The organism is Citrobacter sp. Cm038, from assembly GCF_030333105.1.
Lineage (GTDB): Bacteria > Pseudomonadota > Gammaproteobacteria > Enterobacterales > Enterobacteriaceae > Citrobacter > Citrobacter murliniae.
This window is the reverse complement of sequence record NZ_JAOWGO010000016.1, coordinates 573,460-597,697: the sequence shown is the minus strand read 5'-3', so window position 1 is coordinate 597,697 and position 24,238 is coordinate 573,460. Positions and strand designations below refer to the sequence as shown.

General features: G+C 49.9%; 32 protein-coding genes, 4 tRNA genes and 4 pseudogenes. 17 read left to right on the top strand and 23 right to left on the bottom strand.

All coding sequences use genetic code 11. The features are described 5' to 3' along the window. Positions 1 to 12: 12 nt before the first annotated feature. The 10 genes from OGY01_RS05145 to OGY01_RS05100 form a co-directional block, all read right to left on the bottom strand. On the bottom strand, positions 13 to 1,002 hold the full coding sequence (locus OGY01_RS05145; RefSeq protein WP_286492572.1) for a DUF968 domain-containing protein: 990 nt from the start codon (positions 1,000 to 1,002) through the stop codon (positions 13 to 15). Continuing rightward, positions 999 to 1,715, bottom strand: coding sequence for a phage antirepressor KilAC domain-containing protein (locus tag OGY01_RS05140; protein ID WP_353622509.1), 717 nt, complete (start codon positions 1,713 to 1,715; stop codon positions 999 to 1,001). Before OGY01_RS05140 ends, OGY01_RS05145 begins: the two co-directional genes overlap by 4 nt. A gap of 25 nt (positions 1,716 to 1,740) precedes the next feature. Further along, complete coding sequence (locus tag OGY01_RS05135; protein ID WP_235127599.1) at positions 1,741 to 2,130, bottom strand: RusA family crossover junction endodeoxyribonuclease; 390 nt, start codon at positions 2,128 to 2,130, stop codon at positions 1,741 to 1,743. Continuing rightward, a complete protein-coding gene (locus OGY01_RS05130) occupies positions 2,130 to 2,348 on the bottom strand; it encodes a hypothetical protein (protein WP_286492567.1) in 219 nt (72 codons plus the stop codon). The genes OGY01_RS05135 and OGY01_RS05130 overlap by 1 nt, the downstream gene beginning before the upstream one ends. Further along, positions 2,345 to 3,004, bottom strand: coding sequence for an MT-A70 family methyltransferase (locus OGY01_RS05125; RefSeq protein WP_286492566.1), 660 nt, complete (start codon positions 3,002 to 3,004; stop codon positions 2,345 to 2,347). Before OGY01_RS05125 ends, OGY01_RS05130 begins: the two co-directional genes overlap by 4 nt. Then, positions 3,004 to 3,447 carry a hypothetical protein gene (locus OGY01_RS05120; RefSeq protein WP_286492564.1) on the bottom strand — a complete coding sequence of 148 codons (444 nt, stop codon included), beginning with the start codon at positions 3,445 to 3,447 and terminating at the stop codon, positions 3,004 to 3,006. Before OGY01_RS05120 ends, OGY01_RS05125 begins: the two co-directional genes overlap by 1 nt. Before the next feature lie 2 nt (positions 3,448 to 3,449). Next, on the bottom strand, positions 3,450 to 4,370 hold the full coding sequence (locus OGY01_RS05115) for a conserved phage C-terminal domain-containing protein (protein ID WP_286492562.1): 921 nt from the start codon (positions 4,368 to 4,370) through the stop codon (positions 3,450 to 3,452). Then, complete coding sequence (locus OGY01_RS05110) at positions 4,327 to 4,539, bottom strand: DUF4222 domain-containing protein (protein ID WP_286492561.1); 213 nt, start codon at positions 4,537 to 4,539, stop codon at positions 4,327 to 4,329. The genes OGY01_RS05115 and OGY01_RS05110 overlap by 44 nt, the downstream gene beginning before the upstream one ends. Positions 4,540 to 4,779: 240 nt before the next feature. Continuing rightward, positions 4,780 to 5,244, bottom strand: coding sequence for a YmfL family putative regulatory protein (locus OGY01_RS05105; RefSeq protein WP_286492560.1), 465 nt, complete (start codon positions 5,242 to 5,244; stop codon positions 4,780 to 4,782). Between the two features lie 41 nt (positions 5,245 to 5,285). Then, a complete protein-coding gene (locus tag OGY01_RS05100) occupies positions 5,286 to 5,504 on the bottom strand; it encodes a Cro/CI family transcriptional regulator (protein WP_047416137.1) in 219 nt (72 codons plus the stop codon). A gap of 97 nt (positions 5,505 to 5,601) precedes the next feature. Here OGY01_RS05100 and OGY01_RS05095 point away from each other — a divergent pair, with 97 nt between their 5' ends. The 14 genes and pseudogenes from OGY01_RS05095 (at position 5,602) to OGY01_RS05030 (ending at position 13,979) form a co-directional block, all read left to right on the top strand. Next, complete coding sequence (locus OGY01_RS05095) at positions 5,602 to 6,321, top strand: LexA family protein (protein ID WP_286492558.1); 720 nt, start codon at positions 5,602 to 5,604, stop codon at positions 6,319 to 6,321. Positions 6,322 to 6,895: 574 nt separating this feature from the next. Beyond that, positions 6,896 to 6,972 (top strand) — tRNA-Arg (locus OGY01_RS05090). A gap of 352 nt (positions 6,973 to 7,324) precedes the next feature. After that, positions 7,325 to 7,645 (top strand): hypothetical protein, encoded by a 321-nt coding sequence (locus OGY01_RS05085; RefSeq protein ID WP_099530449.1) that lies wholly within the window; start codon positions 7,325 to 7,327, stop codon positions 7,643 to 7,645. Between the two features lie 102 nt (positions 7,646 to 7,747). Further along, a complete protein-coding gene (locus tag OGY01_RS05080; RefSeq protein WP_286492556.1) occupies positions 7,748 to 8,230 on the top strand; it encodes a hypothetical protein in 483 nt (160 codons plus the stop codon). Then, positions 8,230 to 9,270, top strand: a complete 1,041-nt coding sequence (locus tag OGY01_RS05075; protein WP_286492553.1) for a ParB-like helix-turn-helix domain-containing protein — start codon at positions 8,230 to 8,232, stop codon at positions 9,268 to 9,270. The genes OGY01_RS05080 and OGY01_RS05075 overlap by 1 nt, the downstream gene beginning before the upstream one ends. After that, positions 9,254 to 9,811: a hypothetical protein gene (locus OGY01_RS05070; RefSeq protein ID WP_286492551.1), complete on the top strand. Its 558-nt coding sequence runs from the start codon at positions 9,254 to 9,256 to the stop codon at positions 9,809 to 9,811. The genes OGY01_RS05075 and OGY01_RS05070 overlap by 17 nt, the downstream gene beginning before the upstream one ends. Beyond that, the gene (locus OGY01_RS05065; protein ID WP_286492549.1) at positions 9,808 to 9,996 is read left to right on the top strand and encodes a hypothetical protein; all 189 of its coding nucleotides are present in this window, start codon (positions 9,808 to 9,810) and stop codon (positions 9,994 to 9,996) included. The genes OGY01_RS05070 and OGY01_RS05065 overlap by 4 nt, the downstream gene beginning before the upstream one ends. Before the next feature lie 2 nt (positions 9,997 to 9,998). Further along, positions 9,999 to 10,256, top strand: a pseudogene (locus OGY01_RS05060) (ead/Ea22-like family protein); the annotation flags it as partial. Positions 10,257 to 10,363: 107 nt separating this feature from the next. After that, positions 10,364 to 10,837 carry a class I SAM-dependent methyltransferase gene (locus OGY01_RS05055; RefSeq protein ID WP_286492547.1) on the top strand — a complete coding sequence of 158 codons (474 nt, stop codon included), beginning with the start codon at positions 10,364 to 10,366 and terminating at the stop codon, positions 10,835 to 10,837. 3 nt (positions 10,838 to 10,840) lie between these two features. Beyond that, positions 10,841 to 11,021, top strand: a pseudogene (locus OGY01_RS23750) (hypothetical protein); the annotation flags it as partial. Positions 11,022 to 11,328: 307 nt separating this feature from the next. Beyond that, a complete protein-coding gene (locus tag OGY01_RS05045; RefSeq protein ID WP_286492545.1) occupies positions 11,329 to 11,958 on the top strand; it encodes a hypothetical protein in 630 nt (209 codons plus the stop codon). Next, positions 11,958 to 12,350, top strand: a complete 393-nt coding sequence (locus OGY01_RS05040; protein WP_286492544.1) for a hypothetical protein — start codon at positions 11,958 to 11,960, stop codon at positions 12,348 to 12,350. The genes OGY01_RS05045 and OGY01_RS05040 overlap by 1 nt, the downstream gene beginning before the upstream one ends. A 391-nt stretch (positions 12,351 to 12,741) precedes the next feature. Then, entirely contained in the window at positions 12,742 to 12,969 is a 228-nt protein-coding gene (locus OGY01_RS05035; protein ID WP_065944714.1) for a DUF4224 domain-containing protein, read from the top strand. Next, a complete protein-coding gene (locus tag OGY01_RS05030; RefSeq protein WP_286492543.1) occupies positions 12,969 to 13,979 on the top strand; it encodes a tyrosine-type recombinase/integrase in 1,011 nt (336 codons plus the stop codon). Before OGY01_RS05035 ends, OGY01_RS05030 begins: the two co-directional genes overlap by 1 nt. Before the next feature lie 125 nt (positions 13,980 to 14,104). On the opposite strand, the gene OGY01_RS05025 is transcribed toward OGY01_RS05030, so the two are convergent. The 6 genes from OGY01_RS05025 to uvrY form a co-directional block, all read right to left on the bottom strand. Continuing rightward, positions 14,105 to 14,191 (bottom strand) — tRNA-Leu (locus tag OGY01_RS05025). A gap of 12 nt (positions 14,192 to 14,203) precedes the next feature. Further along, positions 14,204 to 14,277: transfer RNA gene (locus tag OGY01_RS05020), tRNA-Cys, on the bottom strand. 51 nt (positions 14,278 to 14,328) lie between these two features. Beyond that, positions 14,329 to 14,404, bottom strand: a tRNA-Gly gene (locus OGY01_RS05015). A 151-nt stretch (positions 14,405 to 14,555) separates the two neighbouring features. After that, positions 14,556 to 15,104 carry a CDP-diacylglycerol--glycerol-3-phosphate 3-phosphatidyltransferase gene (pgsA, locus tag OGY01_RS05010; RefSeq protein ID WP_003030490.1) on the bottom strand — a complete coding sequence of 183 codons (549 nt, stop codon included), beginning with the start codon at positions 15,102 to 15,104 and terminating at the stop codon, positions 14,556 to 14,558. 55 nt (positions 15,105 to 15,159) lie between these two features. After that, positions 15,160 to 16,992 (bottom strand): excinuclease ABC subunit UvrC, encoded by a 1,833-nt coding sequence (gene uvrC / locus OGY01_RS05005; protein ID WP_200012809.1) that lies wholly within the window; start codon positions 16,990 to 16,992, stop codon positions 15,160 to 15,162. Continuing rightward, a complete protein-coding gene (uvrY, locus tag OGY01_RS05000; RefSeq protein WP_003834023.1) occupies positions 16,989 to 17,645 on the bottom strand; it encodes a UvrY/SirA/GacA family response regulator transcription factor in 657 nt (218 codons plus the stop codon). The genes uvrC and uvrY overlap by 4 nt, the downstream gene beginning before the upstream one ends. Positions 17,646 to 17,941: 296 nt before the next feature. Between uvrY and OGY01_RS23745 the strand changes: the two are divergent. The 3 genes and pseudogenes from OGY01_RS23745 to OGY01_RS04990 form a co-directional block, all read left to right on the top strand. Next, positions 17,942 to 18,022: pseudogene (locus tag OGY01_RS23745) on the top strand (hypothetical protein); the annotation flags it as partial. Beyond that, positions 17,998 to 18,108 (top strand): annotated as a pseudogene (locus OGY01_RS04995) (hypothetical protein); the annotation flags it as partial. The pseudogenes OGY01_RS23745 and OGY01_RS04995, both read left to right, overlap by 25 nt. Further along, positions 18,105 to 18,329: a DUF2594 family protein gene (locus tag OGY01_RS04990; protein WP_045444275.1), complete on the top strand. Its 225-nt coding sequence runs from the start codon at positions 18,105 to 18,107 to the stop codon at positions 18,327 to 18,329. The pseudogene OGY01_RS04995 and the gene OGY01_RS04990, both read left to right, overlap by 4 nt. Positions 18,330 to 18,396: 67 nt before the next feature. Here OGY01_RS04990 and sdiA read toward each other — a convergent pair whose 3' ends face one another. The 7 genes from sdiA to OGY01_RS04955 all read right to left on the bottom strand — a co-directional run bounded on the left by sdiA (position 18,397) and on the right by OGY01_RS04955 (position 24,165). Further along, the gene (gene sdiA / locus OGY01_RS04985; RefSeq protein ID WP_045444278.1) at positions 18,397 to 19,119 is read right to left on the bottom strand and encodes a quorum-sensing transcriptional regulator SdiA; all 723 of its coding nucleotides are present in this window, start codon (positions 19,117 to 19,119) and stop codon (positions 18,397 to 18,399) included. A gap of 226 nt (positions 19,120 to 19,345) precedes the next feature. After that, positions 19,346 to 20,098: an L-cystine ABC transporter ATP-binding protein TcyN gene (gene tcyN / locus OGY01_RS04980; protein WP_045444281.1), complete on the bottom strand. Its 753-nt coding sequence runs from the start codon at positions 20,096 to 20,098 to the stop codon at positions 19,346 to 19,348. Then, a complete protein-coding gene (tcyL, locus tag OGY01_RS04975) occupies positions 20,095 to 20,763 on the bottom strand; it encodes a cystine ABC transporter permease (RefSeq protein ID WP_045444284.1) in 669 nt (222 codons plus the stop codon). Before tcyL ends, tcyN begins: the two co-directional genes overlap by 4 nt. Before the next feature lie 21 nt (positions 20,764 to 20,784). Next, positions 20,785 to 21,771 (bottom strand): D-cysteine desulfhydrase, encoded by a 987-nt coding sequence (gene dcyD / locus OGY01_RS04970; RefSeq protein WP_045444287.1) that lies wholly within the window; start codon positions 21,769 to 21,771, stop codon positions 20,785 to 20,787. Between the two features lie 166 nt (positions 21,772 to 21,937). Next, positions 21,938 to 22,738: a cystine ABC transporter substrate-binding protein gene (gene tcyJ / locus OGY01_RS04965; protein WP_045444291.1), complete on the bottom strand. Its 801-nt coding sequence runs from the start codon at positions 22,736 to 22,738 to the stop codon at positions 21,938 to 21,940. A 100-nt stretch (positions 22,739 to 22,838) separates the two neighbouring features. Next, positions 22,839 to 23,390 (bottom strand): flagella biosynthesis regulatory protein FliZ, encoded by a 552-nt coding sequence (fliZ, locus tag OGY01_RS04960; RefSeq protein WP_045444294.1) that lies wholly within the window; start codon positions 23,388 to 23,390, stop codon positions 22,839 to 22,841. A gap of 55 nt (positions 23,391 to 23,445) precedes the next feature. After that, complete coding sequence (locus OGY01_RS04955) at positions 23,446 to 24,165, bottom strand: RNA polymerase sigma factor FliA (protein ID WP_045444297.1); 720 nt, start codon at positions 24,163 to 24,165, stop codon at positions 23,446 to 23,448. Between the last annotated feature and the right edge of the window lie 73 nt (positions 24,166 to 24,238).

The window sequence follows — 24,238 nt, the reverse complement described above, 5'->3', positions numbered from 1 at the left end:
AGCGTTCTCCACTTACGCCAGTACGCCGATTGCCAGCGCACGATCTATAACCCGAAACACCAGGACCAGCTGGTCACCGTATTTCGCTTCAAATGCCACAGGATCAGCATGCAACTCGTCGTGATGCTCTCTGCACAGAGGAATCACAAACAGGTCGTGTGCCTTTGTACCCATTCCACCCTGCCCGTGCCCAATCAGGTGGTGGGGGTCGTCAGCTTGCTTGTTACAGCAGACACACGGCTGGGCCTTAACCCATCTCGTGTATTTCTCATTCACCCAGCGACGACGCTTGGGTTTAAGCATGAAGGATTCCGGCGTCTCCGGGTCTACCTTCATCGCCACTATCTTTTTCGCTTTCTCCTGTACCTGTTGTTGCGCGGGTATTGTCGGAACAATATCGCTTTCACGTGTTACCGACTGGTGTGACTCTTTCTTCAGACGAAGGGCTTTATGCGCTACGGCTTCAGGTATCTCATCAGCCAGGTCGTTCCTTACCATCCACCAGCAAAACTCCGGCAGCGTAAGAACGTGGTCTTCACTGAAGCCTAATTGACCGTTTACGACCTTCAGAAGCCAGGATACCAGGTTTTGACGGGCAATACCCGCCAGACCTTCAGTGAACTGCTCACGAATTTTTAAGTCACAGCCCCAGCACGTGCGGATTGAGCCAGGCGCATGCCGGGTGATGGTGTAGTTGCGATCGTGCCACTCGCTATGTGGGTACTGACATTCCAGTTTTCTTTCGAGCCATGCATCCAGTGAATTGAGGCCACCAGCACGATGTATTACCTTCTGATTTTCGAAGACATCACGCATTAGCGGATCGTTCTGAAGCTCCTGAGCTGTCTCCGGCAACAGGCCAGACGGTAAATCAGCCATAGACTCTACCTGTGGCTCGATAAGAACACGTCCATGTCTGAACAGATGCATCAGTTCACTGCCTGGGCGAAATATCACTACCCCGGTCATCGGTGCCACTTCAGGTGTCAGTAATGCCCTCACGCTACCCGCCCCTTAGCAATATGTTCAGCCCACAGGCCACCAATCCAGCGAACACCCTTGGCGGTGAAGCGGGACTGATTGAACGCGTAATTTGTCTGGTTTGTCGTGCCCGTCTTCACCTCGAAGCGCCCTGCTTCGATATGCTTGCTCTTTGGCGTGAGAACACGGTTAAGCCGGTACATGATGCCGTTCTCAATCAGGAACATCGCAAACTCTGGCTCTTTGGCATTAAGCAGCTTGGCGACTTGTCGGAAAGTCATTGAACCAGTAGCCGTAACATAACGATCAACAAACTCGGCCTTCGGTGCGGCTACCGCCAGTTCTTCACTCAGGCGCTGTTTCTGTTCTGCCAGATCAGCAGCAAGGCGCAGTGCCTCAGGAAGTGACCGGGGAACAATCATTCCACCGTTGCTCTCCAGTTCCTGCCAGCGGTCAACAAGTCTGGCGGTAAACTCCGGCGATAACTGGGCAACGATCACATAGCTGTCTCGCTTGTTCACTTCATAGTGATGGTAGGTCTGCCCGTTCTGCGGGTGGGTGTACTGCAATGCAGCATACCCTCCAATCACACCGGAATTCATAAGGCGCTCTATCGTTACGCAGACATTGCTATGCCGGGAATCAACCAGCTTCGCAATCTCACGGCTGGACATGGTGATCTGCTGCCCTACCGTTGCTGCATGATGGGTCGGACACGTTACTGTTATGCTCATCTGTTGCATGCTCTGTCTCCACTTATCAGGCGGCTGCACCCGCCATTGGTACATGTTTACTGATCGATATTTCTACCCGTCCACCAGGTACTTTCGGTCCCCACTCCACCAGCATTCGGCGCACCTGGCTATCGTCCTCCCAGATTCCTGCATGTGTAAGCGCGTCAAACAGCGCTTTGTTGTAGTTGTCTATGTCACGGCGGCGTTCATCAGGTGGATATAGAACAATCTCTACTGATGCCAGTGATGATGACGGCTTAGGGAGCATGCGAAGTTGCTCAACGATAGCCACGCATGCCGCGCTCTGGTATGCCCTGCCTTTGGCACTGATGAGATGGCGGCCAGCCAGCGGCCCCTTGTTCGGAGCACGCCAGTAGGTGTTCACGCTGGGTGGAAATGGAAGTACCAGTTTCATCATGATTCCACTCCAAATCGCCCGTTCATGCGCCCTATTTTTCCTACGAACTCCAGCAGGGTTATCCCCAGCGGCCTTATCTTCTCGTGATGTTTCTTCAGGATCGGCGGTACTGTCTCGTTCCAGTTAGGTTTGGGCTTCACTTTCATTGCTTTTCTGATTTCGTCGCTGCAGCGTTTAGCCTGAGCCTGAATGGCGTTCTCGGTTTCCTGGTTCATGCGCCTTCTCCTTTCGCCCAGTCGATGTGCATTACGTTGCCCGGAATCAGATGAAGGTCTGGTTTAACAGACTGGTTCCCCCAGTGGTGCCAACCGGGAACAGCGCAGCGGCTGAACAACTCAATGCGTGACACATCGCCGTATAACTGCTCCAGACGGTAACGCACTTCTGCTGGCTTCTGGCTGTGCTCACCGAGTGGGCTGTAGACAACCTGTTTTATGCTGGCGTTCTGACGCTCCAGACCTTTCCCTCTGGTGGCAATCAGCAGATCCTCGGTATTTGCGCGGGTATGGTTACCACCGTTCATTCGGGTCTGAGCGTTCAACAGGTCGATGAAGTCGTAAAAGTCCTCTACTCCACCAGCCTGAAGCGCTTTGTTGATGTGCTGCTCAGCCAGTGAGTTAAACTTCACCCAGGTGAATCCCTTCATGGTCCGAACCTTAAAACCCCATGCCTCAGCAAGTTCTATCGCTTCACGGGTATGTGTACCGGTGAACCACATGGCCAGAACGGAATCTTCCGCAGCCAGCTCCCAGACAGGCAGGCGTTTTATGTCGATGAGCTTCATCGTGCCGTAATGGTTTTCCGCTGCGCCATTGCTGACGGTGTTCCCGTATTCCCACGGCGGATCGGCGTAAATCAGTGAATAGCCCATTAACGACCTCCCGAAAATCGACCAGCCAGATAACATCCGTCTTCGGCAATAACCGCTGGTTTAGCTAGGCCAAGGCAGCGCTGACGTTCTGCCAGTATTGCTGCTCGCTCTGATTCAATGGATGATGCGCTGAACGCCTCCATGTAAATCGTCGCGGCACGGTGAAAGAGACCTTTCGACTCCAGGCCTTTCGCCGTTTCCATCAAAGAGCTGACTTCCGGAGTTGGTTCAAACACTTCGAAGTGGCAATCTGCTGGCGGTTCCGCGTAGTACCGAAATTGGCGACCGTCACGTTTACGCGTTGTCAGTTCTGAAGCATGAAGGCGGCAAACAGCAAGTTGAAGCTGGTCCTGACTGTATTGGGTCAGACCTTCGATGATGTCCCTGGTCGTGGAGCCGGGATTCATGGCAATAAACATCTGGACTGTTTTCAGAATGCTCATCGTTACCCCCTGAATCCTGGTGGAATAGCGCTGTAATCAGTGTTCTTGAAGCTGGGTTTGAAGATGCCATCTTCGCGGGCCCATTCCCCATTCACTCGTTCTGGTCGTCCAGCTTTGTCCCAGTTATTTGCAGACTTGAGGTATCCAGGAAACTTTGACGGTTGGAAAAGCGTCTGTGGTCGCAGATAGTCAGACATCTTCAGGTCATCACCCCACTTCGCGTTGCAGTAATCCACCACCAGCGACAGCTCTTCAACGGTGAAGCCTTCGCCGATTCGTGCTCGGATGTTTTGCAGTGACGTGGTTGAAACCTGGTAGCGTGAGTTCGTGACCTGGTTCAGGTGAACCAGAACCTGTTTAGCCTTATCAGTAATCAACACATCTCGGTCTGGTTGCGCCGCAACCGGACAAGAGTCTTTACCTGTAATCTCTGTAGTACTCTCTGTTGTATTCTCTGTAGGATCATCAGTGCATTTTGACCTGATGACATCGGTTCGTTTTGACCTGATGGAGCGTGTCACTTTGGCCTCTTCCATCGTGTCATTTTGACCTGATGGAGCAGCGCATTTTGACCTCTTCGATTCGGTCACTTTGACTTCATCTAAAAGCTCGCTTTCATAGTTGATCGTGTAGAAGTTGGTCATGTCGCGTTGAGACTTGTTCAGTTGCTCTATTTTGAGCACGCCGAGGGTCTTCAGGCGGGTGAAGGTGCGCTTCAGAGTCGACTCTGACCAGAATGGGAACTGCTCCAGCCACTGTTCAGTCGTGTTGTAAATCCAGCGAACACCATCACGCTCCATGCCAGACGTTGTTTCTTTCAGCCAGTAGTTAATCTGCTGCAGAGCAATCGCCTCGTTCAGGCCAATGCTGTATGCAAGGTCAGGATTTATCACTATTGGCCGGGATGTCATTAAAAGGCTCATTCGGATCCTCTATTTCCCTGAATTTACGCTGAAACTGTTCGAGAGGACTGAAGCACTCATGCTCGTATCCGTCGCGCAGGTATATAACCCGTTGAGTTTCTGGCTCCCACCGGATAACCCTGACTGGGACGCCGTAGCTGTCTTTAAACCGTCTGTTGAGTGCTTGCATTCGACCTTCTCCGCCTGGCCGTTGAAATCACCTACAACCCAATCGGCAAACTGGTAGCAGACAGGCTCAAAGCATCCGGATACCATTACCCCATACACGAACTGCGCCGGACCTTTTCCACCCGACATAGGTCGAGCAATAAGTTGCGACCTGCGGTACTGTGTTGTTACACTGTTCATGCGTTAGTTTCTCCACTGAATACGACACGCCACGACGCCAGGAGCTGCACACTCGCTGGCGTCACTTCTTTTGACGGCGGCTGAATAAGGCCACAATCGCGCGGATTTCTTCTTCACGTGCTGCCAGATGACGGCGGTGATGTTCCTGAATCTCTTCGGCTTCATACTTTTCAATCACTCCATCTTCAAGCGCCTTCTGGATAATCTGATCAACCTGCCCTCTTGCAACTGCTGTACGCATTGCACGGCTGAACAAGTCAACACGGTCCAGATCTTCCAGATTTGGTACATCCACCAGCAGTGCACCGCGACGCTTAGCAAAGTAGTCGGCAACAAATGACGTATTGGAAATGTCTTCCATCGCTTCCAACTCGGTGACTTCAAAGAAACGACAACCGTTTTTCTCGTACAGATTGTTGTTGAATTGGGTTTCTGACATGCCTAACGCACCAGCCATAGCCTGACGGCCTCCGGGGTACGCCTTGCACATCGCTTTCACAACTTCTTTCAGGGTCTGCTCTACCATCTTGTTTTTCCTTTGGTAGTTACTAAGTGCGTGATCATCAGTTACGGTGTTACTGCAACGTCTGGGTCAGCGGGTTTATATTTATTTGGAAAAGGTCGAACTTCTTCAGCCTCGATTTTCCCGTCTTCCTTAACCAGGATGTTCACTCTTCGGTTGCGCTTCAGAGCTTTACTGATGGCGCTTTGGTAAACCCCAAGAGCCTCAGCTGTTTTGGCCTGGCCGTTTTCCAAAACATATTCAGATAGCGGAATAATTTTCATTAGATTTCCTCGTGGATGCACACAAGGAGTATCACTGTTAGTGATAATATTGTCAACACTAGCGGTGATTGGTAAATATGCCGTGCGGTGATAAATTATGAGAATGAAAAAGAAACCTTTGACCGCCGAACAATTGGCTGACGCCAGTAGGCTTAAAGCCATTTTTGAGTCCAAGAAGAAATCTCTTGGGCTCTCTCAGGAGACGCTGGCTGAACAGATGGGTATGGGTCAGAGTGGCGTTGCACAACTGCTTAATGGGACCAACGCAATTAATGCAACTCATGCAGCTCAGTTCGCTAAAATTCTGGGTGTAAAAGTTGACGACTTCAGCCCATCGCTTGCAGCTGAAATATCAGCAATGTTCGAAGCTATCGCAAACGGAAAAAACCATTCTTCAGTTTATGAATATCCACTACTAACCGAAGTTCAGGCTGGTTCCTTCTGTCCTGTAAGCTCCTATACTGAGCGAGATGCAAAGGAATGGGTTTCCACTACAGTAAAAGCCAGTGAGTCAGCTTTTTGGCTTGAAGTTTCTGGACACTCAATGACCGCACCACCTGGTGTAAAGCCAAGCTTTCCTGAGGGTATGCTAATCCTCATAGATCCAGAACAGGATGTTGAGGCCGGTGATTTTTGCGTTGCTGGTATTTTTAACGATTCAGAAGTGACATTTAAGAGATTCGTTCGTGAGGATGGAAGGCCGTGGCTTGAACCACTCAATCCTAGCCCACGATACCAAGCAATTGAATGTAATGAACATTGCAGGATTATAGGTAAGGTTGTTAAGGCCCAATGGCCTGAAAATATCTTCGAATAAGGAGCCAATCGGCTCCTTTTTTTTTCATCTTTTTTCACCTTAATAATCATGAAGTTAACACTTTTAGTAATAATTTTATCACTAGAGGTGTTGACCAATTAATCACTATTGGTGATACTCAATATGCACCGCAGTGATACATTCTTAATTACGAGGAGACAGGTGTTTCAGTCAGTCACGGTAAGCATCTCGCGGGGTTCTTACCGGGACTGGAAGAGTTACCACTTGGAGACGGTCCTTTTAAATGTCCTGGACAGTGGCGCTTTGGTCGCGATAACAACCACTCCAGTTGATCCTGGGAGTTATCAGGTCAGTGAGATGCCAGCACTCTCGACGGCAGTGACAGCCGGAAGTAGACGGCGAAGCCCAGACGATATCTGAGTGGCTTTAAAAACAGATGGGAGTCGGTGGAATCCCGACAAATGGGTTTCATGTACCGAATGAACACATGATGACGCGGGGAAAGAACCGTGACAGGAGGGAAGTAGACCCCACGAACACAACATGAAAGCGCACTCCTTCACTTACAAGTTATGGGTGACAGGTGTGAAACAGGTGGAGTGCGCTTCCAGTTGTGGCATTAGCTCAGTTGGATAGAGCAACGGCCTTCTAAGCCGTGGGTCGCAGGTTCGAACCCTGCATGCTGCACCAGAATCACGTAGTTCTCGTGATCCAAGGAAGTAAGAAAGCTGTGTGGAGTCTTGGCGGTGCCAGTACCAACCTTTGAAGTCCCTGGTACCGCCCTTTTTACTCAACTGAAAGCGCGTTCTGTCCCTTGTCATTAAGTGCCAGTTCGTTAAAGCGGAACGCGCTTTCAATTGAGTGGAGAACTAAGCACCGGCATTGCAGTACCGGTTATGGCGATCATCCTCAAGCATCCACTGGGTGCTTGGTGATGGTAATAACGCCATCTCAACCTTACAGGAGACGTTGAGACTGTTCTGGTTGAATTGGAGAAATATTCTTAGCCCGCTTCGCGGCGGGCACTTTTTCTGGAGGTTGTATGTCTGCGAATGATCTGGCTGTTAAGTACGGTACTTACCAGCCCGAAAATTTACTGATTATTCTCCCACTGGACGAAGCATCAGACATCATTCGCGAGCGTCTTCGCGCCGAAGTAAGGAGTGAGCTGGAATCTGAATATGAAGATCGTATTTCAGACGCCGAAGAAGATGCTTCCGAATGGGAATCGAAATCTGATAGTTACGAATGTGATGCTACCTGCTTCGCCAGAGCAGTTGAACAGGCTTTACTGGCACCATCATTCGAAGAGGCAAAGATTATTCTCGAACGAGTTAGATCGGATAACAGGGAATATTTTTAACTAATTATTAATTCAGCGAATTAGGCAGCATTCATAGTGCCGGGATTCGTTCAACCAAAATTCAGCGCCGTGCAGGGCGCATATAACACGGAGAAACTAATCATGACGACCACACAGAACGTCACTGAGTTACAACCACGAATGACCAGAGAGCAGTTGATCGATGCAGCCCGTAAAGCCGCCCCTCTCCTGCCAATTGCTTCCCAGTGGCTGATGAATGAACTGGCGAACCGCTACGATGTTCAGGGTGTCGCGCTGTGCGAATCAATGGAACAGCGTAAAGCACTGGCCATCGAGAACACCGTTTTACGCGACGATGTTAATTGTTGGGCCAAAGAGTGCGACCGCATCGTTGAACGTCATACCAAATCGCCGACCAATATGCACATGCTGGAGGCCCAGAGAGAATTACGCGAGTTAACTCCAGTAACCGATCAGGTTATTCGCGATATCCAAGCCACTGGCGTGGAAAAGTACGCAAACGTCACTATTGCCATAGGGAAAGAAGAGCAAGAAGAAAGCATTGTTTACGCTGGTAATCAGGCTCTGTTATTCGCTAACCAACTTCGTGAAGGTACTGCGTAATGGCCGCCAACTCATTCAAACAGATGTCACGTGACGGGACCATCAAGCGCACCGATACCGGGATGTTTATTAGCCTTGAACATATCCACGTGCGTGAAGGTTTCAACAAGCGTGAAGACGACGAACGCACCCGCCAGGCAGATGACGACCTGTTTAACTATCTGATGAACGGTGGAACCGTCCCTCCACTGGAGGTTATCGCACGTGATGAAGGCGGTGTGTGGGTTGTTGAAGGCCACCGCCGTCGCCGTTGCTATGCGCGTTGTGCTGAAGCTGGTAAGCCAGTAGACCGCATTCATATCATGCCGTTTAACGGTAACGATGTGCAGCGTCTGGCTCGCATCATGACCAGTAATAACCAACTCCCCCTTTCCGATATTGAACAGGCTGCTGTTATTCAGGAGCTTCATAACGCTTTCAACCAGACCACCAGCGAGATTGCAAAGTTGGTCAATAAATCCGTGGCCACTGTTGAGAAGTTGCTACTCCTCAGCACAGCGAACCATGACGTTCAGCAGGAAGTTAAATCCGGCGCCGTTTCCGTTGATGTTGCTGTTGATCGAGTTAAAGAGTTTGGCGAGAAAGCCGGTGAAGTTCTCCAGCATGATAAAGCCGTTGCTGCTGCCCAGGGGAAATCAAAAGTTACCAGAAGTTCTATAGCTCCAGAACTTAGCGTGAAGAGCGCACGACGGTTCGTCGAGTTAATGGCTAATGCTTCAATCAGTGACGATGGTGTGTTCACTATCGAAGGTCCTGCGCTTGCTGAAGCGCTTTCAATTATCGACGAACACAACACTATTGCTGAAGCGAGAGAAACGTACCGCTTGTCGCAGCCAGTTCCAACTACAGAAGTTCGTGGAAGAAGTTTGTATGTGATGTACGACGGTAAGGAAATTGGTCGGGCATCACTTTATCGCGGTAAAACCGTCTGGCTTGACATGGGTGACAAAAGCATTGTTACCAGCCAGTCAAAAGCTGTCGCGTTCTTCGTCAAAAAGTACAAACAGCAGCAGGAGAATCATCATGACAGCAACCAATAAACCAATGACCGGCGCACAGCTGGATGAACTGATGGCTGTTGCCATGCGCATGCAGTCTGACAGCGAAAAGATGGGTGATCGTTCTGTGTCCATGTTTGCCTATGCGGTTCAGGTTGCTGTTTTAGAAATTCGCGAAACACGTTGTAAGTACGGAGATCTGCAATCACAAAACGCAGACCTTGCAGTACAGCTCGCTAACGCCGAGAGCAAGTGCAGGGATCTGGCAGCGGAGAATGCGGGGTTGATGGCTGCGGGGAATAAAATGTTCCTAAGCGCAATTAGTTTGATGGAAGACCCTGAGCTGAAGATAGACCATGCTCGCGACATCAAAGACTGGGAGAAAATCAAAACCCCAGCCACCGACGCTTTCCTAGCTGAAGTGCGGGCCAGCACACTCGACGAATTTGCCAAAGCTCAGGATGAGCAAGCCAAAAAGTATTATGAGATTTCCCCTGGTTGCTCAGGCCAAAACGAATGCCAATTCGCGGCTGGTCAGGCGTGGTATTACGCAGAATGCATTCGCAAAGGAGCCGCGCTATGAGCAAGAAAGCAGGATGGGCAAGACCGATTAACGCCAATAAACACCATTTCTTCTCAGAGGGTGAAGCTACAAGTATCTGTGGCCGTTGGATGTATTTCGGTCAAGACCGTGAGCCAGACACTTTCGAAAGTCCTGATGACTGTGTCGCATGTCGCCGTAAATTGAAAAAGGAGGCAGCCCAATGACAGCACTCAACAAACAGGCGCTGCTAATCGAAAACGGTCAACTTGTTGCCGATACGCTGCGCCACTTAGCCGATAACGAAATCGACTCTGATTATTTTGCTATCACCTCAACGAGTGAAAACGGCACCGAGATTGAGCATGAACTGGTTATCACTGATTACGCACTACAGGCTGCCGGAACGGTAGACGAATTGGTTAGAGCACTGGAAGCCGTAGAGAGGCGCATAGCAGAACTTGAGTCGCGGACCGTTACGCTGCCGACACCGTATCCGAAAGGTTACGGGATAGTTGCTGATAAATATAACTTTGCACTGGAAGAATGCGCCGACGCAATCCGCGCCGCTGGCATTGGCGTGAAGGGGGAGTGATGGCAGAGCAAACCATTTTAGACGTGTGCTGCGGCTCCCGCATGTTCTGGTTCAACAAGCAGGACACCCGCGCCGTGTTTGCTGATATCCGTGCCGAAGAGCACGAGCTGTGCGACGGTCGCCGCCTGGTTATCAGTCCCGACCTGATTGCCGACTTTCGTTCACTGCCGTTCGCTGATTCTTCTTTTCCGGTTGTAGTGTTTGACCCACCACACCTCGAGCGCGTGGGCCAGTCTGCCTGGATGGGTAAAAAATACGGGCGACTGAACAAATTAACGTGGCGCTCTGACTTACGCTCCGGTTTCAAAGAAGCGTTTCGTGTGTTGCGGCCACACGGCGTTCTCATATTCAAATGGAACGAGACGCAGATCCCGGTTAGCCAGATTCTGGCGCTTACAGATGTAAAACCTGCAATTGGTCAACGTACTGGGAAAAACGACAAAACCCACTGGATTATTTTTGTGAAGGACTAACCCATGACAACTAACAACCACCCGGCGAACGGTCCTGTATCACTCGATCGCCTGCACCAGATACGTGAAATACTCAGCAAAGCAGCAGCACAAAGTGATGGCGGTAATCTTGGCTACGCAATGGCTGATGCTGTGAAGGTGATTGATGGAGCGATTGCGGAGTTTGGTGCTGAGCCTGTTGAATTCCTTCCCGATAACCTGGATAGGGCATTAACCATACTCGGCGTGGCGCTGCCAGTATCGAAAGAGGAATTTAACCTCGATGCTGAGCGCTGGATGCAAAGGCTAATTAATCGCGTCATCCGCCTTGAAAGCGAACTGACACCTCCAGCGACGGTAGTGCCTGAGTGGACAAACGATCAGTGCCTGGAATTCCTGTCTATCGCTTTCCGTCACGCTGAAATTAAAGGTGACTTGGAGCTGGATGATATTCGATTGGGCGTAAAGATGGTCAATGGTGGCAGCGACTCCATGCTTAAAGGAGATGCAAAATGACCACCATTACCAAAGAACGACTGCGAGAAGTCATCGATGGCGATATTTTATTCACCGATGAGCAGAGAGAGCTGGCGCGTATCGCTCTGTCATCTATGGATGCTGAGCCTGTTGGTTACTTCTACGCAGATAAACCAGACGATTGGTATCAAATTTCAGATGGTGACAGAGTACCAAGCAACAGGCGTATACCGCTCTACGCTAATCCGCAGTCATCGCCAGTAGTGAAACTACCGAATGAATTCACCAGCAGTGAGGGTATCGTTGTTCAGATAGAAAAGTTGATGGCTGTGTTAGCTGTGCATGGAATTCAGTATGAGCGCAGAGGTAACGCATGCCACGCCGCCATGCTTCAGGCTGGCAACTCTCCGGTAAATCCGGATGGTTACGTTCCGGTCCCGAATAAACTAACCGCTGAGAACGGCGCAAAGAGTGTGCTGTCCGGTGAGTTTTCAGAAACGAAATATATAAACTGCCCAGAGTGTTTTGGTGATGATGAATGCGAAACATGCGACGGAAGCGGAAGAATTGAAATCACCGTTCCTGTCACATGGACAACCATCAAAGCTATTTGGGCTAAAGGTGTCGAGCATTTCGCAGCAGCACCGGAGCAGGAGGTGAAGTGATGGACGATAACAGCGATAACGTCATCACCCTAGTGCAGCCAAAATCGGAAGAAGAAAAGCTTCTGAACGTAGTCATAACCGAAAGGAAAAGCACTGGGCAGAAATACTGCAAGCATAACCAGACCCAAATATCTGAAGCCAACAGGACGCTGACCTGTCGTCAGTGCGGATCAATCCTTGACCCGTTCGAAGTCATTCTTGATAGAGCCCGTAACGGTGAAAATATTGTGTTTGAGATTAAGGCGCTGTATGCGAAGCGTGACGAGTTGCGAGAGGCTGTGGCCAACCTCGAACGCGAAGAGAAAAACGCCAAAGCGCGGTTACGTTCAGCCAGAACATCGATCCTATTTGCTGAGAATGACCTGAAAAATACTGAGCAGGGAGTGAAGTGATGCCGCCAGTTAAAGTGGTTGTTATTACCGTGGTGATGCTAGCGATCTGCCAGTTAGTTTCCATGACGGGATATGGCATATGGTGAGCAAACTCAAAAAGCGGCGTACGCGCCGCCTAAAAGCAGATGTGGCTTGGTGGAAATCTGAAGCTGAGTACTGTAAGGCGAGAGTTTTCGAACAGGCAAACGAAATTGCTGAACTAAGAAGCATGGTGATTCGTGTACCAATGCCAGTAATGGTGCCAGTAGAGATACTTCATCATCTAAATGGGAAGGGTTCGAAAGAATATCCATTATGTCGCAATTGCAACGATGGAACCCGTCACGGTTGTTCATCGTGTGCTTACAGAATGAAGTAACCGGGTGCAGCCGGTTTAAGTGGAGAACTATCTATGAGCGGACAAATCCAACGTTTTCTTACTCCAGATGACCTCTATCAATTAACTGGTTATCGTCGCCCTTCCCTACAGTGTAAAGCTCTGAGGGATAGTGGAGTATTTTTTATCCCACGTAAGGACGGCAGACCAGGAACAACATGGGATCATGTATCAAACCCTGTTGGCCTTAAGTTGATAGTGAGCAATCCAGAGGAAGAAGAACCAAACTTTAAGGATATGTAATGTCTAGAGCTCGCAAAAACCCCGATGATAACTGGATGCCTCCCCGCGTTCGCCGGGGAAAATCTGCTTATGAGTTTCGTACAACAGATGGTCGTACCGTCAGGTTGTGCAATCCTGATCTAACAAAATCGCAGGTATGGGCAGCTTACGAAAACTTCATAAACGATTTAAAGGTTGGTACGAACTTCAACGCACTTTGTGAAGAGTTCTTTAATTCCGGCGATTTCCACGAGTTAGCAACTGAAACACGTAAAGACTACAGAAAATACAGTTCAAAGGTAAATATTGTCTTCGGGAAAATGAAGCCGGATAACATCAAGCCAGAGCACATCAGAAAATACATGGATAAACGAGGTGTTAAGAGCAGGGTTCAGGCGAACCGAGAGAAAGCGTTTATGTCGAGGGTGTTTAGGTGGGCATATGAGCGTGGCAAAGTGAAGATGAATCCATGCCAGGGTGTGAAGCAATTTAAGGAGCAGGCGCGCACCCGTTACGTCACGGACAAAGAATATGAAGCACTATTTAGCGTTTCATCAGTACCGGTGAAGATTGCAATGGAGTTAGCCTATTTATGCTGCGCACGTCAGGGTGACATTCTTGATCTTAAAAAGAGTCAGATACTTGATGAAGGTATTCTAATTCAGCAAAGCAAGACGGCCGTTAGCCAGATTAAGGCTTGGACTGTGCGCCTCTCGAATGCGATCAACCTGGCCGATTCCCTTCCATTAAACAGCGGCATGGTGAGCCTGTACGTGATCCACCAGCAGTCAGGTTCTCGTTACACCCGGGATGCATTTAATGCTCAGTGGATGAAAGCGAAAAAGTTAGCCGCTGAAAAGTTTCCTGAGCTCGAATTTAACTTCACGTTCCATGATCTGAAAGCTAAGGGGATATCTGATCTGGAAGGAACGCTGCATGAGAAACAGGAAATATCAGGCCACAAAAATGCTTCGCAGACTGCAAGATATAACCGCAAAATATCTGTTGTTCCGGTCGTTGGGGGGCAGTAATGCCCTCTTTTTATGGCGATGCTGAATGGCGAAACAATGGTGAACATGGAGCACAAAAACAAAAAAACCACCCGTAGGTGGTTTCACGACACTGCTTATTGCTTTGATTATTCTATTCTTTCCCATGGTACCCGGAGTGGGACTTGAACCCACACAGCGCGAACGCCGAGGGATTTTAAATCCCTTGTGTCTACCGATTCCACCATCCGGGCTCGGGAAGAAATTGGAGGCGCGTTCCGGAGTCGAACCGGACTAGACGGATTTGCAATCCGCTACATAACCGCTTTGCTAACGCGCCGAAATCTTCAGGCTTTTCAGCCAACATCCGCAAATGCCGATGTTTAAAATTTGGAGCGGGAAACGAGACTCGAACTCGCGACCCCGACCTTGGCAAGGTCGTGCTCTACCAACTGAGCTATTCCCGCATCATCAAGTAACTTTGTTAATCACTTGATTTTGCTATCGTCTGGCAATCAGTGCTGCCGTTCGATGCGTTGCATTCTACTTACCTGACGCACTGAGTCAACGATATTTTTCACCACTGACGATCGTTTGCTGAAATTTGCGGCGAAACGATCACTGATCAAGCAAATCTCCGCGTGCGGCGCTCAAATACTGGAACATTGACCATAATGTCAGGATCGCGGCAACAAAGAAAAGTGCGATCCCGGCGTACTCAACCCAGATGTTTGGACGCCACAGTAACCAGGCCAGTGCCGCCATCTGCGACGTGGTTTTAACTTTACCGATCCAGGAAACGGCCACGCTGCTACGCTTGCCGAGTTCGGCCATCCATTCACGCAGCGCAGAAATGATAATCTCACGCGCTATCATCGTGGCGGCGGGTAATGTCACCCACCAGCTGTGATAGTGCTCCGTCACCAGCACCATCGCGATAGCCACCAGCACTTTATCCGCGACCGGATCCAGGAAAGCACCAAAACGCGTGCTTTGGTTCCAGCGGCGCGCCAGAAAACCGTCAAACCAGTCGGTAACCGCCGCGATACAGAAGATAAGTGCGCAAACAAACGGAGCCCAGGTGAATGGCAGGTAAAATGCCAATACAAAGAAAGGGATCAGAATGACGCGAAACAGCGTGAGCAATGTAGGGATATTAAATTGCATATGACGGATAACTATCTGTTGTCAGTGAAATTACCCCTATGTTGCTACAGAGGGCCTAATGTTTCAACGAGTAGAAGATCTTTTCTGCCAGACCTTGCGAAATACCCGGCACTTTTGCAATTTCTTCGACACTTGCGTTACGAAGCCCTTGCAACCCGCCCATATACTTTAACAGCATCTGTCGACGTTTAGGTCCGACGCCCTCAATAGTTTCAAGCGTACTGGTGCTTTTCACCTTCGCGCGTTTTTTACGGTGTCCGCTGATGGCATGATCGTGAGACTCATCGCGAATATGCTGAATAACGTGTAGTGCTGGCGAGTCAGGCGGCAGACTGAACCCCTCTCCTTCCGGTTCAAAAAACAGCGTTTCCAGACCGGCTTTACGATCGGCACCCTTCGCCACCCCGAGCAACAGCGGATGTTGTTTATCCCAGGGTACATCCAGCTCAGCAAAAACGGCTTTCGCCTGCCCCAGTTGACCTTTGCCGCCGTCGATCAGAATGACATCCGGGATTTTACTCTCTTCAATTGCCTTGCCGTAGCGTCGACGCAGCACCTGGTTCATCGCCGCATAATCATCGCCCGGCGTGATACCGGTGATGTTATAGCGACGATATTCCGCACGCAGCGGTCCGTTAGCATCAAAAACCACGCAGGAGGCCACCGTCTGCTCGCCCATCGTGTGGCTGATGTCAAAACACTCCATGCGTTTCACCGCAGGTAACTTCAGCACCGATGCAAGAGCCGTCAGACGCTGAGTAATGGTGGACTGCTGAGAAAGCTTTGTGGTTAGCGCCGTTGCCGCATTGGTACGAGCCAGCTTCAGATAACGCGCGCGATCTCCTCGCGGTTTCGTCTGGACATTAATTCGTCGTCCGGCCAGCTCAGATAAGGAGTCCGCCAACAGCATCTTATCGCTAAGATTAAAGTCGAGCAGGATCTCACCGGGTAAGGTGCGCATCTGGCTGCCCTGTAAATAGAACTGCCCAACAAAAGTTTCAACAACTTCGCCCAACTCTGTTCCGCCCGGAACTTTAGGGAAATAGCTGCGACTGCCCAGTACCTTACCCTGGCGAATAAACAGAACGTGTACACAAGCCATCCCGGCGTCAAATGCTACGCCGATGACGTCCAGATCATCACCGGTATTCGAAACGAACTGTTTCTCGGTCACACGGCGTACGGCCTGAATTTGGTCACGAATACGCGCAGCTTCCTCAAACTCCAGATTCTGGCTGGCTTTTTCCATCCGGGCGATCAATTGTGTCAGGACCTGATCGTCTTTGCCGGATAAGAACAACCGGACGTAATCAACCTGCTGCGAATACTCTTCTTCACTCACCAGACCTGCCACACACGGCCCAAGACAGCGGCCAATCTGGTATTGCAGGCAAGGTCTCGAACGGTTGCGGTAGACACTGTTTTCACACTGGCGAATAGGGAATATTTTCTGCAATAGCGCCAGCGTTTCACGTACCGCATAACCGTTTGGGAACGGTCCAAAGTACTCACCTTTTGCATGCTTGGCCCCACGATGCATCGCCAGGCGTGGATGAGTGTCACCACTAAGGAAAATAAAAGGATAGGATTTATCGTCACGCAGCAGCACGTTGTAGCGTGGCTGATACAACTTGATGTAGTTGTGTTCGAGCAATAATGCTTCGGTCTCGGTATGCGTCACCGTAACATCAATCTGCTGGATTTGCGCGACCAGCGCTTCAGTTTTACGTGAAGCGAGATTGCTGCGGAAATAGCTGGAAAGCCGCTTTTTCAGGTCTTTCGCTTTACCGACATAGATAACCGTCCCGGCGCTATCGTACATACGATAAACACCGGGCTGACTGGTCACGGTTTTCAGAAACGCTTTTGCATCAAACTGATCGGTCACTGGCTTGTTAATGTCTCCGCATTACACAGGCCATGGCGAATTGCCAGGTGAGTCAGTTCTACATCGCCGTGAATGTTTAATTTACTGAACATTCGATAGCGGTAACTGTTCACCGTTTTAGGACTGAGATTCAGCTGCTCTGAGATCTCATTGACCTTCTGGCCTTTAGTGATCATCAGCATAATCTGCAACTCGCGTTCAGACAAACTGGCAAACGGTGTCTCCGTTTTCTCAGGCTCAATCTGGCTAAGTGCCATCTGTTGAGCGATATCGGAGGCAATATAGCGCTGCCCGGAAAAAACCGAACGAATCGCACTAACAACTTCCTGAGGCGCGGCCCCCTTGCTGAGATACCCCGCGGCACCTGCCTGCATGACTTTTGCCGGCAACGGGTTTTCGGTATGGACTGTCAGCATAATCACTTTGATGTCAGCTGTTGAACGTGCAATTTTGCGGGTTGCTTCAAGACCGCCAATACCGGGCATATTCATGTCCATCAGCACAACATCGACGGAGTTTGAACGGCACCATTTCACCGCATCCTCGCCGCAGCACGCTTCGCCGACAACTTTTATGCCTTTTATATCTTCAAGAATGCGTCGTATCCCTGCGCGCACCAGTTCGTGGTCATCAACAAGAAAAACGTTGATCAAAGGAATATCTCCAGAATAGGGATAACGCTACCGATAGTTAATCGGTCCTATGTTAACGGGTTTTATCTCAACTTTGAAATGTAAAAAACACCCGACTTTCGATTTTGCTCTCGTTTTTGGAAATTAGATTGTACGAAGAGTGGAAACTTCCACAGCGGACAACCTTCAGAGACAGTTATATCGGTCTGGCTGTTTCAGAATAGTGACAAAAAATTCATATTCTTACGCTGAATGATAAATAGCAAAGCAAGCTTGTAACAATAATTAACGAGTCGAATACTCGCAATATACAAAGAATGGAGAAAATATATGCACTGCAACATATTGTTTATTTTAATATCGCCAGCGGGCGTTTGCGCAAAAAACAACCTCTGATATTTTTAGCAAAGCTTATGGTATACTCCGGCGCCTTAAGATTTGCCATCGCACTTTTTCATTGAAACATAACGAGGAAAATAAATGAGTACGCCTGATTTTTCCACTGCCGAGAATAATCAAGAACTGGCTAATGAAGTCACCTGCCTGAAAGCCATGTTAACGCTGATGCTGCAGGCAATGGGACAAGCCGATGCAGGACGCGTGATTCTTAAAATGGAAAAACAGATCGCGCTGATTGAGGACGAAACACAGGCTGAGGTATTCTCCAGCACTGTTAAGCAAATTAAACAGGCCTACCGTCAGTAATAAGAAACCGGCTGACAGCATTGCTCTCAGCCGGTTTTTGCGCCTGATACTCAGAACGACAATTTACTCAGATAAGCCCGGTTGCTGCGGCATAGCAGGCAATCTGTGTTTTGTTCGGGGCATTGAACTTCTTCTGCATATTCTTCTGATGGAAGTTAACAGTATTTTCAGAAATCGACAGAATCATCGCTATCTCTGAAGATGTTTTTCCCTCTGCGGTCCATTTCAATATTTCTTTTTCCCGCTTGCTAAAACGCATCTCCGGCGTCATGACCATGTCATCTTCCAGTCGAGTTAGAACTGACAGACTTTCCCGTATTAGCAGTTGCATCCTTAGTTCCACCTCATCCTGCTCAAAGCTGCTATTACGCACGCTCGCACGCGACACGGACAGGAAGCCCAAAGCCCGATTCGGCAACATTAAGCACTGGGTTATCCCCTTACGTAATCCGTGATTACGCGCCGCATCCCACAGTGGTTGGGCATCGCGGAACAACGTGTCATTCCAGGGCAGATGGCCCTGACTGAAATTTTCAGGCTTCAGCACCGGATCAATAGCGAAATAATTTTCGGATTGATAATGCGCCACCCATGCTTTGGGATACGTCGTATGAAGTGCCGTTTTAGGCCGGGTAAATGGTACGGGATGACGGACACAGAGCGCGTAAAAATCGAACTCCAGATGTTGCGTCTGATGTTGTAATTCATTATAGACATCCTCTGCCGTCGCCATTTCCTGAAAGCGTAACAGCATACTCCGTCGCCAGGTGAAGAAATCATGATCCTGCATACTAAGTGGTAATGCTCCTGAGATTGATAATCATCACAAATGTATGAACACGCTAACACATAAATGTATTTTATATATGCAAATTATCGGACAAGTGTGGAATTACTTGAGTATGGCTCAACAACAGGCTATTGCAGCAGAGTGGTGAGTCAATATTAAATCAATAATTATAAATAGTTATGCAGGGCACTCACCAAAACGGCTTTGGTGAGTGCTGTGGCACTATTTATTGCATCAGAAATTTTTCAAGAAACTGGCGAGTACGAGGTTGCTGAGGATCGGTAAATAAAGCCTTTGCAGGTCCCTGCTCCACTATCCGTCCTTGATCCATAAATATCGCCCGGTCGGCAACATCACGTGCAAAGCTCATTTCATGCGTCACAATAACCATGGTGCGTTTTTCCAGCGCCAACTGACGAATGGTGCTCAGTACCTCGCCAACCAGTTCCGGATCAAGCGCGGACGTTGGCTCATCAAAGAGGATCACTTCCGGACGCATCGCCAGCGCCCGGGCAATAGCCACGCGCTGCTGCTGTCCGCCGGATAAACGCCGCGGATAACTTGTTTCTTTACCCGCAAGCCCTACCTTCGCCAGCAGTTCACGCGCACGGGCTGTCGCTTCATCCTTCGCCTCACCTTTGACAATAACCGGCCCTTCAATAATGTTCTCCAGCACCGTACGATGCGGAAACAAATTAAAGTTCTGGAACACGAAGCCCACGTGCTGACGCAACTGACGGATTAATCCCTTTTGCTGATTCAGGGAGCGTGCGGTATCAATAGTAATGTCACCAACTTTGATCGTGCCCGCCTCCGGTTGCTCGAGCAAATTAATGCTACGCAACAGGGTGGTTTTCCCCGAGCCGCTCGGCCCGATAATTGCCACGACTTCACCGGGTTTAACATCCAGATCGATACCGTGTAGCACCGTTTGCCCGTGAAATTTTTTCACCAGGTTTCTGACTTCGATAGCACTCATTTCGGCTCTCTCTCCTGGCGGTTTAGCTGCTCTTCAAAATAGTTCTGCAGTGCGGAAAGCACCGTCGCCATCACCCAGTAAATCAGCGAGGCCGCCAGATACATGGTGAACACCTCCAGCGTACGCGAAGTAATCAGTTGTGCCTGACGGAACAGTTCCGGTACCTGAATCGTCGCGGCCAGTGAAGTGTCTTTCACCAGGCTGATAAAGCTGTTACTCAGCGGCGGCAAGGCTACGCGCGCAGCCTGTGGCAGGATCGCCCTGCGCATTGTCTGCCACGGCGTCATACCAATACTCGCCCCGGCCTCCCACTGGCCTTTGTCGATGGAGGAGATTGCCGCGCGCAGCGTTTCCGCCGCGTAAGCCGCCGTATTCAGCGACAGACCAATCATCGCCGCCGGGACAGGATCCAGTTCAATGCCAAACTGCGGCAGGCCGTAATAGATCATGAACAGCTGGGCTATCAGCGGGGTTCCGCGAAAAATAGAAATGTAAAAGCGCGCCAGCCAGCGGACAGGTAACAGCGGCGACAGGCGCATCAGTGCGAGGATAAACCCCAGCACCAGCCCGAAAAACATCCCGCCAATACTCAGCTGAAGCGTAAATACCGCACCTTTCAGCAGATATGGCAGCGAATCAATCACCAGTTGGATACTTTCTTGCATTAGCGTTTTTCTACCTTGCCGTTACACATGAGGATGGTAGGCAAACAGCGCAGGCGCCCCACCGGTATGAATAAAGAGAATTGGCCCTTCATCTTTAAAGCGTTTCTGGCTGATGCCGTCGATTAATCCTGCCATCGCTTTACCGGTATAGACCGGATCCAACAAGATACCTTCCAGACGCGCTAACAGTTTTACCGCTTCCATGCCTTCTTCATTTGGCATACCGTAGCCCGGCGCAAAATACTCATCCCACAACAGAATATCTGCCGCAGCCGTCAGTTCCAGTTCACTGGCAATAGCCTGTTGTAGTGTAACAACTTTAGGCTTTTGATCGGCTACACTGCGCGATACGGTCACCCCTATCAGCTCAACACCTGGCATCAGTTGTTCCAGGCCAACGGCCAGACCGGCATGCGTTCCCGCGCTGCCTGATGCTACCACGACAGAAGAGAGCTCAACCGCGCCCTCACACTGTTGAGCAATTTCCAGCGCGCTTTCAACATAGCCCAATGCACCAAGCGCATTTGAACCGCCGACCGGGATCACATACGGACGAAACCCTTGAGCCTCAATGCGTGTCGCCAGTTCCTGGAGCTGCGCGTTCGGGTCAGTCAGCGCATCACACATTTCAATCTGGGTATTGAACAGATCTAACAGCAGGCGGTTACCGTTACTGAGATAGTTTTCAGCAGTTGTGCCAATCGGGTTTTCCAGCAGCGCCACGCAATGTAGCCCCAGCTTCGCCGCCACCGCCGCCGTCTGGCGAACGTGGTTAGACTGAATGGCGCCCGCGGTTATCAGCGTATCTGCACCTTCACGCAGCGCGTCCGCCGCCAGAAACTCCAGCTTGCGCAGCTTATTGCCGCCCATTGCCATCGGCGTGACGTCATCACGTTTAATGAAAATATCGCGTCCGAGATAATCGGAAAAACGCGGGAGATATTCGAGCGGCGTTGGCGCGCCAATAAATTCCAGACGCGGAAAGCGCGTTAAGTTATGCAGTGGCATAGAGCCTCCGGTATTGACTCGTTGTCTTTCGGGCCGCACGTACATTGGCTGCAACCCAAAATCCATTGAGCAGACGTTGTTGTGATGTTCTTTTTATTATGCACATTAAGGCGCTGTGAAATAAAAAAAGGCGCTGTTAAAGGCGCCTTTTTTATTCGGGTGACGATTATTTCGTCACATCCGCCCCAAACCATTTCTCAGAAAGGGCTTTCAGCGTACCGTCTTTCTGCATATCCGCAATTGCTGCATCCACTGCTTTCAGCAGATCTTCGTTGCCTTTACGCAGCGCCACGCCAGACTCCTGACGGGAGAAGGCTTCACCGGTTACAGCCAGCGTGTCTTTGGTTTTCTTAACCAGATCCAACGCAGCCAGACGGTCAACCAGAATGGCGTCAATACGGCCTACGCGCAAATCCTGGTATTTAGTCGGATCGTCATCATAGGTGCGGATATCTACGCCCTGTACGTTCTGGCGCAGCCACTCTTCATAGTTGGTTCCCAGACCGACGCCAACTTTTTTACCTTTCAGATCAGCAGCGGTCTTAATAACGCCTTCATTGCCTTTTTTCACCAGCGCCTGGATACCGGAAACCGTATACGGGGTAGAGAAATCATATTTTTTCTTACGTTCGTCAGAGATGGTCACCTGGTTGATGACGACATCAATGCGCTTTGAATCAAGTGATGCCAGCATGCCATCCCATTTGGTCGGCTTCAGCGAGGCCTGAACCCCAAGGTGCTTTGCCAGTTCCTGGGCAAATTCCACCTCAAAACCGGTCAACTTGCCGTCATCACCCTGAAAACTAAACGGGGGATAGGTCCCTTCAAGACCCACCAGCAGCGTGCCGCGCTCTTTCACTTTATTTAACAGACCTTCATCCGCATAAGTCTTTACACTCATTCCGGCGACAAGTGCAACAGCCATTACACCCATCAGAGCCTGACGTCCCAGAAGTGCTAATTTCATAGTTACCCCGAATATTGTCATTAGTGACTGCTATTTATGAGCATAGTGTAAAGCGTTTGCCGTGATCCACAAACACGACTCTGTTACACCTTATTCGTTTTTAATATATATCAGAACTGGCTGTCCAGGAGGATTTCTGCATATGTCCCATATGCGTATGGGCTTTAAACTGCTCATATTTTCGCAGCGCAATGCGGTAATTGTTAGTACTGGTTTGCGGTAACCACGGGGCGAGGTTTTCGTCGAGGAATCCTTCCTGCAGCAGGTCATGGGAGATATTCTGCTCGGTCAGATGATTGCCGAGGCGACGCAGGCGAACGACATATTCGCGTACCGTACCGTGGCTCATCTCGGTTTGCTCAAACAAAAATTGTTTAAAGCCGATGATGTCAAAAAAGTCGCTTTGTTCTTTGCAATGCAAATCACCGCAAAAACGGCATAACGCCACCCACTCTTTTTTTTCCTGCTCCCAGGCGGCGTCATCCATCAGCGTATCCAGGCGGGCGATAGCGATTTTATTCACAATCTGTCCCCGGCGGACCAACGTGATCCTGTCGAGTAACTTAAAGCAATGGGCGCAATGCGTCTGGCTGTGTTTGAAATCTTTGAGGTAGCGGCTTAGAGGCCGTCTTTTTGATTGCTGCACCGTCATGATAACTCCTGGTAGTCAATACGTTATGCGGCATTGTTCAGGGGTAAAATTACCCCTAGAGCTTACCCAGTTTGGTGCGTAGACGTTTGATAGCCTGGCTGTGCAACTGACTGACCCGTGATTCGCCCACTTCCAGAACAGCACCAATCTCTTTCAGATTCAGCTCTTCCTGGTAGTACAGCGTCAACACCAGTTTCTCGCGCTCCGGCAACGCGTCAATCGCGTCCATCACGCGCTGGCGCAGGTTCCCCTCAAGAAGCTGTTGTAACGGGTTTTCCTGCTGGTGCTCTTCGGTCACCAGCTCAATACTATCGCCATGCTCTTCCCGCCACTCATCGTATGAGAAGAGTTGGCTGTTATTGGTATCAAGCAACATCTGACGATACTCTTGCACAGGAATAGCCAGACGCTCCGCCACTTCGGTTTCCGTCGCGTTGCGCCCTAATTCCTGCTCCAGTTGCCCCATCGCCTGTGCCACTTCGCGAGCATTGCGCCGGACACTACGCGGCACCCAATCCCGGCTGCGTAGTTCGTCCAGCATAGCTCCACGAATACGCTGCACTGCGTAAGTGGTAAATGCCGTTCCTTGCAAAGCGTCATATCGGTCAACTGCATTCAATAACCCGATGCCGCCCGCTTGTAGCAGGTCATCCAGTTCTACGCTCGCCGGCAAGCGCACCTGAAGGCGCAATGCTTCGTGACGCACCAACGGTACATAACGCTGCCACAGCGAGTGTTTATCCATTACACCTTCAGCGGTATACAGTGAATTCACGATAAACAGCCCTGCGTTAAATGAGTTATCGGCATGATTATCCGTTTCTGCAGGGGTTTTAATCGGGTGAATA